This is a genomic window from Streptosporangium sp. NPDC049644 (genome assembly GCF_040675205.1).
In the GTDB taxonomy this organism is placed as follows: Bacteria; Actinomycetota; Actinomycetes; order Streptosporangiales; family Streptosporangiaceae; genus Streptosporangium; species Streptosporangium fukuiense.
The window spans coordinates 62,014-68,881 of record NZ_JBFAOJ010000047.1 but is presented as its reverse complement, the minus strand read 5'-3'; the positions used below and the strand labels follow the sequence as shown (position 1 = coordinate 68,881).

Sequence of the window (6,868 nt, the reverse complement as noted above, 5' to 3'; positions counted from 1 at the left end):
CGTCGGCTGCCCGCCCAAGGTCGTCCTTGCGGCCCTGGTCGATTCCCTCAAGGGCGTCTCGGCCCGCCTGCTGCGCAAGGAGTATCCCGCTGTCCGCAGGTATCTGCGGGGCGGCCGCTTGCGGTCTCCGTCCTACTTCGCCGCCTCCTGCGGCGGCGCCCTTTTGAGCCTTCAAAAAATACATCGAAAACCAGGAGCGCCCGGACCAACGACCGGACGTTCACAACCCCAGGGCCGGGAAGCGATTCCTCCCGGGCGTGAACGCCCGGGGTTCCTCGCTAGATAACGCTGAACAACTCCGCCGAGGGGCCGAGGGTTGGAAGCGAGCGCCGGAAAGTTCGGGAATCCGCGGCGGCGTAGGCACTGAGCGAGTGTTCTGCCAGGCGGGGAAGGCCAGGCGGGGTTCGGAGCCGTACGGCCCGGCCGAGGGCAGGTCGCCCAGCCGGACACGCGGTTCGCGTACGTCCGGGCTCCAGAGGTCAGGGCTCCAGGTCGGGGCGTGTCCGTACGGCGAAACCGCCCGGGGGCAGGTGCAGACCCTTGACCCGCTGTTCTTCGTCGCCGTGGTTGATGGCGAAGAGCCAGTCGCCGCGCCGGACGAGTTCCACGGGGACGGGTTCCAGGCCGAGCAGGCGGGCGTAGGCGTCGTCGGTCAGGCGGGTGGAGACGTAGAGGGCGGTGCCGGAGCCGTACGAATGGCGGGTGATCGCGGGTCGGCCGGAGAGCGGGGTGCCCAGGGTGTGCGGACCGGTGTAGACGGCCAGCGCCTCGGCGCCCTCCAGGTGCACGTGCTCGCTCCAGAACGTGCCGGTCTCCGCCTGGCCGTAGGCGAAGGGGCCGGCTCCGGGGCGGGACCGCGCGGGGGTTTCGGCCTCGGTGGGTGCGGAGGTGGCCGGGTGCGGGCCGGATCGGGCGGAGAGGGTGAGGGCGATGTCCGGGGGGAGGGGGTGGAACTCCTCGACCCTGATGCCCAGGAGGTCGCGGAGGGCGCCGGGGTAGCCGCCGAGGCGGACGCGGGCGTGCTCGTCGGCGACGCCGCTGAGGTAGGAGACCACCAGGGTGCCGCCGCCCGCGACGTAGCGGCGCAGGTTCTCGGCGTCGGCGTCGCAGATGAGGTAGAGGCTCGGGACGAGGACGAGCGGGTACGCCGACAGGTCGGCGGATGGGTGCACGAGGTCGGCGGTGACGCCGTGCCGGTAGAGCACCCGGTGCGCCTGGCGTACGGCCTCGGTGTGGTTCAGTTCGGTGGAGGGCAGGCCGGGGGCCTGGAGTGCCCAGTTCGCCTCGACGTCCCAGAGGATCGCGGCCCCGGCCTCGACGGGGGCCGCGCAGGCGTCCTGCAGGGTGGGCAGCAGCGCGCCCAGGTCGCAGATCTCGCGGAAGATCCGCGAGTCCGGTCCGGCGTGCGGCACCATGCCCGCGTGCCAGAGTTCGGCACCGCCCCGGGAGGCCCGCCACTGGAAGAACATCGCACCCCGCGAGCCCCGCGCGATGTGCGACAGGCTCAGCCTGGTGATCTCACCGGGCCGCTTGGCGAGCATCCGGGGGCCGGTGTAGGTGACCACCGCCTGCTCCATCAGCAGCCAGGGTTTCCCCGAGGCCCAGCCGCGCGCCAGGTCGGCGGCGAAGGCGGTCTCGGCCGGTGGGTCGGCGGACGGGTAGTGGTCGATCGCCACCAGGTCGACCTCCGCGGCCCAGTGCCGCTGGTTCACCGGCACCCAGTCGCCGAGCACGAAGTTCGTGGTGACCGGGATGTTCGGGGTGAGCTCGCGCAGCACCGCCTTCTGCTCGCGGAAGTGGTCGAGCATCGCGTCGGAGACGAACCGCCGGAAGTCCAGGACCTGGGCGGGGTTGGGCAGGTACTGGGTGGCGCGGGGCGGGGTGATCTGCTCCCAGGCGGAGTAGTGCTGGCTCCAGAACGAGGTGGTCCAGGCGTCGTTCAGCGCCTCCAGGGTGCCGTGCCGCGACCGTAGCCAGACCCTGAACGCGTCGGCGGCGTGGTCGCAGTGGCAGACGGTGCCGTACTCGTTGTGCACATGCCACATGGTCAATGCCGGGTGGTCACGATAGCGCTCGGCGAGGGTTCGGGCGATCCGGACGGAGGCGGCGCGGTAGGCGGGGGAGTGCACGCAGTAGGTGTCGCGGCTGCCGTGGGTGAGCCGGGTGCCGTCGGGGGTGACGGTGAGGGCGTCGGGGCGGGCGAGGCCGAACCAGGGGGGAGGGGAGGCGGTCGGGGTGGCGAGGTTGACCCGGATCCCGCCGTCGTGCAGCAGGTCGAGGACGCGGTCGAGCCAGCCGAAGTCGTAGGCGCCCGGTGTGGGCTCCAGCCGTGCCCAGGAGAACACTCCGACGCTGACCAGGTTGACCCCGGCCCGCCGCATCAGCGCGACGTCCTCCTTCCAGACCTCCTCCGGCCACTGCTCGGGGTTGTAGTCCCCGCCGTAACACAGCCCGCCGAACCCTCGGGGCCAGTCCACCGGCCACTCCCTTATTTGGATGGAACCTAAACTAATTATCCACAGGTAGGGAGCCTGGCTCAAGCCGTGGAGTCCGCGCGGGAGCCGTTCCGGCTCCGTGGGTCGCCGATGATCCGGGGCCCGGGGTTGAGGAACCGGCGGACAGCCGTTATCGATGAGAACGATCTTGCTGGGGCGCCCCAGGGCAGAAGTGGGATGCGGGTGGGATAGTTGCTGGTCAGCGTCCCGCGAGTGCCGCGTAGGCGGTGGAAGGGCCGATTTTGAGCGTGCGGGCGGCCTCGGCGACCGAGACACCGTCGTCGACCAGGCGGCGTAGCGTGGCCAGCTCGGCGGGGCCGGCCGGTCTTCTTCTTGCCGGACAGCATGGCTCCGGTGGCCTCGCGGCGCTTGGCGGCGGCGATCCCCTCGGCCTGGCGTTCGGCGTGCAGCTCCAGCTCGTATTCCGCGGCTGCGGCCAGGACCGCGAACATGAAACGGCCCTCCTTTGTCCTCCGCGGTGTGGAGGCGCCTGCCGTGGTGGGCGCCCCCGGCGAGGAAGAGCAGGGCCACTCCCGCGAGGTAGAGGAGCCCGGCCGCGCTCGCCAGCCACAGAACCATGCACGGGTACCAGCTCTCTGCCCAATAATCGTCCATGAGCACTGGCATCAGCAGGCCGAAGCAAACATAGAACGCCGTGTACGGTACGAGAACCAGCGCCACGACGGCCTGTACTCCCGCGGTCCCGCCTCGCCGCCACGCCAGGGCCGCCACGGTCAGCGTGATCACACCGGCCGCAGTGTAGGCCCACACGTACGACGGACGAATATCGCTGACCGGCGTCGACGTGGAGCACCCGGGCAAGGTCAGCGGCATCCTCGGCCCGGCCCGCCACATCCACCAACCGGCACACCAGTCCTACGGCGCCCTTACATCGGATCAGGCCAGAGCGACAACGGGCTCCCCCGCTGGAGGGTGTGCACGCTGCCTCGCCTTCTCTTCAGAACCGTGATGCCGCGAGGGTCCTTTTAGGGTGGGCTTATGCGGTTGCACTAGTGCACAGTACGGCATTTTCCGTTGCTGCCACAGGGTAAGGCGTTCTCCTGCGTACGGTGTCCACATGAAGTATCTGGAAGGGCCCTTCGCGCCCGTCACTGAAGAAGTCACCGCCTACGACCTGCCTGTCACCGGGCGGATCCCGGCCGAGCTCAACGGTCGCTACCTGCGCAACGGGCCCAACCCGCTGGGCGTTGAAGACCCCGTTGTGCACATCTGGGGCATGGGCCAGGGCATGGTGCACGGGGTGCGGCTGCGTGACGGCCAGGCCGAGTGGTACCGCAACCGTTTCGTGCGTACACCGGGTTTCGCTCCCATGGTGCACGTGATCGAGCACGCCCAGCGCACCTTCGCCATGGCGGAAGGCGGCCTGCCACCCGCCGAACTGGATGAGGAGCTGAATACCGTGGGCGTGTGCGCGCTGGGAGGGACCGCGGAAGGGTTCACGGCGGGGGCACATTCCAAGCACGACCCGCTCACCGGCGAGCTGCATTCGCTGTCGTACATGGTGGGCCACGACTTCGTCCAGTACATCGTGACCGACGCCGGGGGGACCGTCATCCAGACCACCGGCATCCCCATGACGCGGACACCGTTCATGCACGACTTCGCGCTCACCGAGAATCACGTGGTGTTGTGGGACACGCCGCTGGGCTTCGACGGGTTCGACTGCCGGTGGCTGCCGGAGCACCCGACGCGGGTGGGCGTCATGCCGCGGGCGGGCGGCGACGTACGGTGGCTGGACATCGACCCGATCCACGTCAGCCACACGCTCAACGCCTACGACGACGGCGACTCGATCGTGGTCGACCTGGTCACGGCCGAGGGCCCGTTCGATCCCGCCGACCCCGGGGCGATCCGGCCCACGCTGGACCGCTGGACGATCACGCCGGACAAGATCCACCAGCGGCGCGTCGACGACCGGCCGCAGGACTTCCCGCGGGTGAACGAGGCGCGTACCACCCGCCCGTACCGATATGGCTATTCGGCCGCGACCGCCCTGTACGGGATCCCGTTTGCCCCCGAGGGCATGCCGCCGGACGACGCCTTCACCAACGCCCTGGTCAAGCATGACCTGGAACGGGGGACGACCGAGGTGCACGGGTTCGGAAAGGACGAGGCGGTCGGGGAGGCGGTGTTCGCCGCCGCGGGGCAAGGCGAGGACGAGGGGTACCTGCTCACGTACGTGCACAATCCCCTCCGGAACGCGAGCGACCTGGTGATTCTCTCGGCCCAGGACTTCACCGGTGAGCCCGTCGCGCGCGTCCACCTCCCTGTCAGAGTGCCGCTCGGCCTGCACGGCAACTGGATGCCTGACCGCTGAGGCGTGGCAGCATGGCCGACGTGAACGCTCCGCAATCGCCGTACCTCCGGATCGTCGCCGACATCGAGCGGCGTATCGCCGATGGAGAGCTGCGGTCTGGCGACCCCGTCCCCACCACCCGAGCGATCATGCGCGAGTGGGGCGTCGCGATGGCGACGGCCAGCAAGGCGCTCGCCGCGCTCAAGCAGGCGGGCGCCATCGAGTCCACGTCCCGGGTCGGCGCCGTGGTCGCCGCCCGGAGACTGCCCTCGCGTTCGGCCGGAGGTCTCGAACGTGACCGCGTCGTCCGTGTGGCCATGGAGATCGCCGACGCCGACGGCTTGGCAGCGTTGTCCATGCGGGCAGTGGCGGCCGACCTCGGGGTCGCCACCATGGCCCTCTACCGGCATCTCGAGGGCAAGGCCGAGCTCACCCAGCTGATCGCCGACGCCGCGTTCGCCGAGATCGAATATCCGGAGCCGCCGCCGGGATGGCGTTCCCACCTGCGGGTGGCCGCGCAGCTGCAATGGGCGGCCTACCAGTGTCATCCCTGGTTGCCGCGGCTGGTGTCCATCACCCGGCCGGTGACGCTGCCGGGGCAGATGGCGTACGGGCTGTGGACGCTGCGCGCACTCGACGGCCTCGGCCTGGACCCGAGCACCCGGCTGCACGTCTACGGCACAATCGTGAACTACGTCCGGGGGACGGCGATCAACATCGAGAGCGAGGCCGCCGCCGAGCTGGACACGGGGATGACCAGCAAGCAGTGGGGCAGGACCAAGCTGTCCGTCGACGGGCCGCTGATCGCCCAGGTCACGGAGCCGGGCGCGGAGCTCGACCTGGGATCACTGTTCACCTTCGGCCTCGAACGCCTGCTCGACGGCCTGGCCACCGTTATCGCCCCCCGGGAGATCCGCCGGTGACCGGGGCCTTCACCGGAGTCGGCACGTCGATTGACAGCCGGAGCGGCCCAGTGGCACCGCGGTCACGAGCGCGTCCCTCACTGCGCGCAGCGTGGAAGGCCGGCGCACCAGAAGGACGGCCGGTTCTGCGGTGAGGAGGCCCTGGCCGGATCGCTCAAGAGCTACGGGATAACCGAAGTTATCAAGCAACTTGCTTCGTGGGGTAGGCCCTCTGATCGTGGCCGTACTACCCAGCGAGCGGTCCTCGCCCCGGCTGAAGATGGCTTTCCCGACTTCACCTGCGAGGCAGCAGTATGGCGGCGGTGCACATCACGCCCGCGGCGGTGAAGAGCGACATGCGCGTGTCGGTCCAGGTCGTGCAGATAGAACACGGCGCTCACCGAGGCCGCCATCGAGCTGGCGCCGGCGAAGGCCACCCAGCTGATCAGGATCGGCCGGAGTATCGGATGCCCCCAGGCGAAGCGCCATCCGGCAAACAGCTCCGCACGCCACGACGAGCGCTCGTCACGCACGGGCGGGGCCGGCTCCGGAGTGCGCAGGGTCCTGACCGCTAACGCGCTGACCAGGAAAGACAGGGCGTCGATGACCAGGGAACCCACTGCGGTAAGAAAGCCGATGAGTGCGCCGCCCAGCGACGGACCGGCCGAGATGCCGAGCCAGCGCGTCGACTTCAGGCGGCTGTTGGCTTCGATCAGTTGTTGCGCTGAGACCAGCGCCTTGAGGTGAGCCTGCGCGGCGGCGGTGAACGCGATCTGGCACGCGGCGTTGACCACGGCGATCACACCCAGCTGCGCGAAGGTCAACAGGCCCAGGAGCGCCGCGATCGGAACACTCGCCAGGCAGGCGAACCTGATGACGTCAGCCGTGATCATGATCGGGCGTTTGCGCTTGAACTCGACGTGACCGCCAAGGGGGAACGCCAGCAGCGCGGTGGTGATCGCGGTCAGCGCCGATAGCAGCGCGACCTGGAACGTCGAGGCCCCGACAACGGTGACGGCGATAACGGGCAGTGCCACTATGCCGACGGCCGATCCGAGCCGGCTGATGGCCAGACCTGTCCAGAGCCGCCGGAAGTCCGTATGTCCTCGGACGCTTATTTGGGGGAAGTCACTTTGCCGCATTATGTCGCGACG

At 69.6% G+C, this 6,868-nt stretch carries 6 protein-coding genes; 3 read left to right on the top strand and 3 right to left on the bottom strand.

The annotated features are described in order from the left end of the window. Window positions 1–286, top strand: a 286-nt coding sequence (locus AB0J58_RS25105) for a transposase (protein ID WP_364219487.1), incomplete at its 5' end; no start/stop codon positions are given. A 193-nt stretch (window positions 287–479) separates the two neighbouring features. On the opposite strand, the gene AB0J58_RS25100 is transcribed toward AB0J58_RS25105, so the two are convergent. Beyond that, the gene (locus AB0J58_RS25100) at window positions 480–2,477 is read right to left on the bottom strand and encodes a beta-galactosidase (RefSeq protein ID WP_364219484.1); all 1,998 of its coding nucleotides are present in this window, start codon (window positions 2,475–2,477) and stop codon (window positions 480–482) included. Between the two features lie 59 nt (window positions 2,478–2,536). Next, window positions 2,537–3,100 carry a recombinase family protein gene (locus tag AB0J58_RS25095; protein WP_364219490.1) on the bottom strand — a complete coding sequence of 188 codons (564 nt, stop codon included), beginning with the start codon at window positions 3,098–3,100 and terminating at the stop codon, window positions 2,537–2,539. A 473-nt stretch (window positions 3,101–3,573) separates the two neighbouring features. Between AB0J58_RS25095 and AB0J58_RS25090 the strand changes: the two genes are divergently transcribed. Together AB0J58_RS25090 and AB0J58_RS25085 are read left to right on the top strand one after the other, a co-directional pair. Continuing rightward, window positions 3,574–4,833 carry a carotenoid oxygenase family protein gene (locus tag AB0J58_RS25090; RefSeq protein WP_364219481.1) on the top strand — a complete coding sequence of 420 codons (1,260 nt, stop codon included), beginning with the start codon at window positions 3,574–3,576 and terminating at the stop codon, window positions 4,831–4,833. A 20-nt stretch (window positions 4,834–4,853) separates the two neighbouring features. Beyond that, window positions 4,854–5,735 carry a GntR family transcriptional regulator gene (locus AB0J58_RS25085; RefSeq protein ID WP_364219478.1) on the top strand — a complete coding sequence of 294 codons (882 nt, stop codon included), beginning with the start codon at window positions 4,854–4,856 and terminating at the stop codon, window positions 5,733–5,735. A 161-nt stretch (window positions 5,736–5,896) separates the two neighbouring features. Here AB0J58_RS25085 and AB0J58_RS25080 read toward each other — a convergent pair whose 3' ends face one another. Then, window positions 5,897–6,856, bottom strand: coding sequence for an MFS transporter (locus AB0J58_RS25080; protein ID WP_364219475.1), 960 nt, complete (start codon window positions 6,854–6,856; stop codon window positions 5,897–5,899). Between the last annotated feature and the right edge of the window lie 12 nt (window positions 6,857–6,868).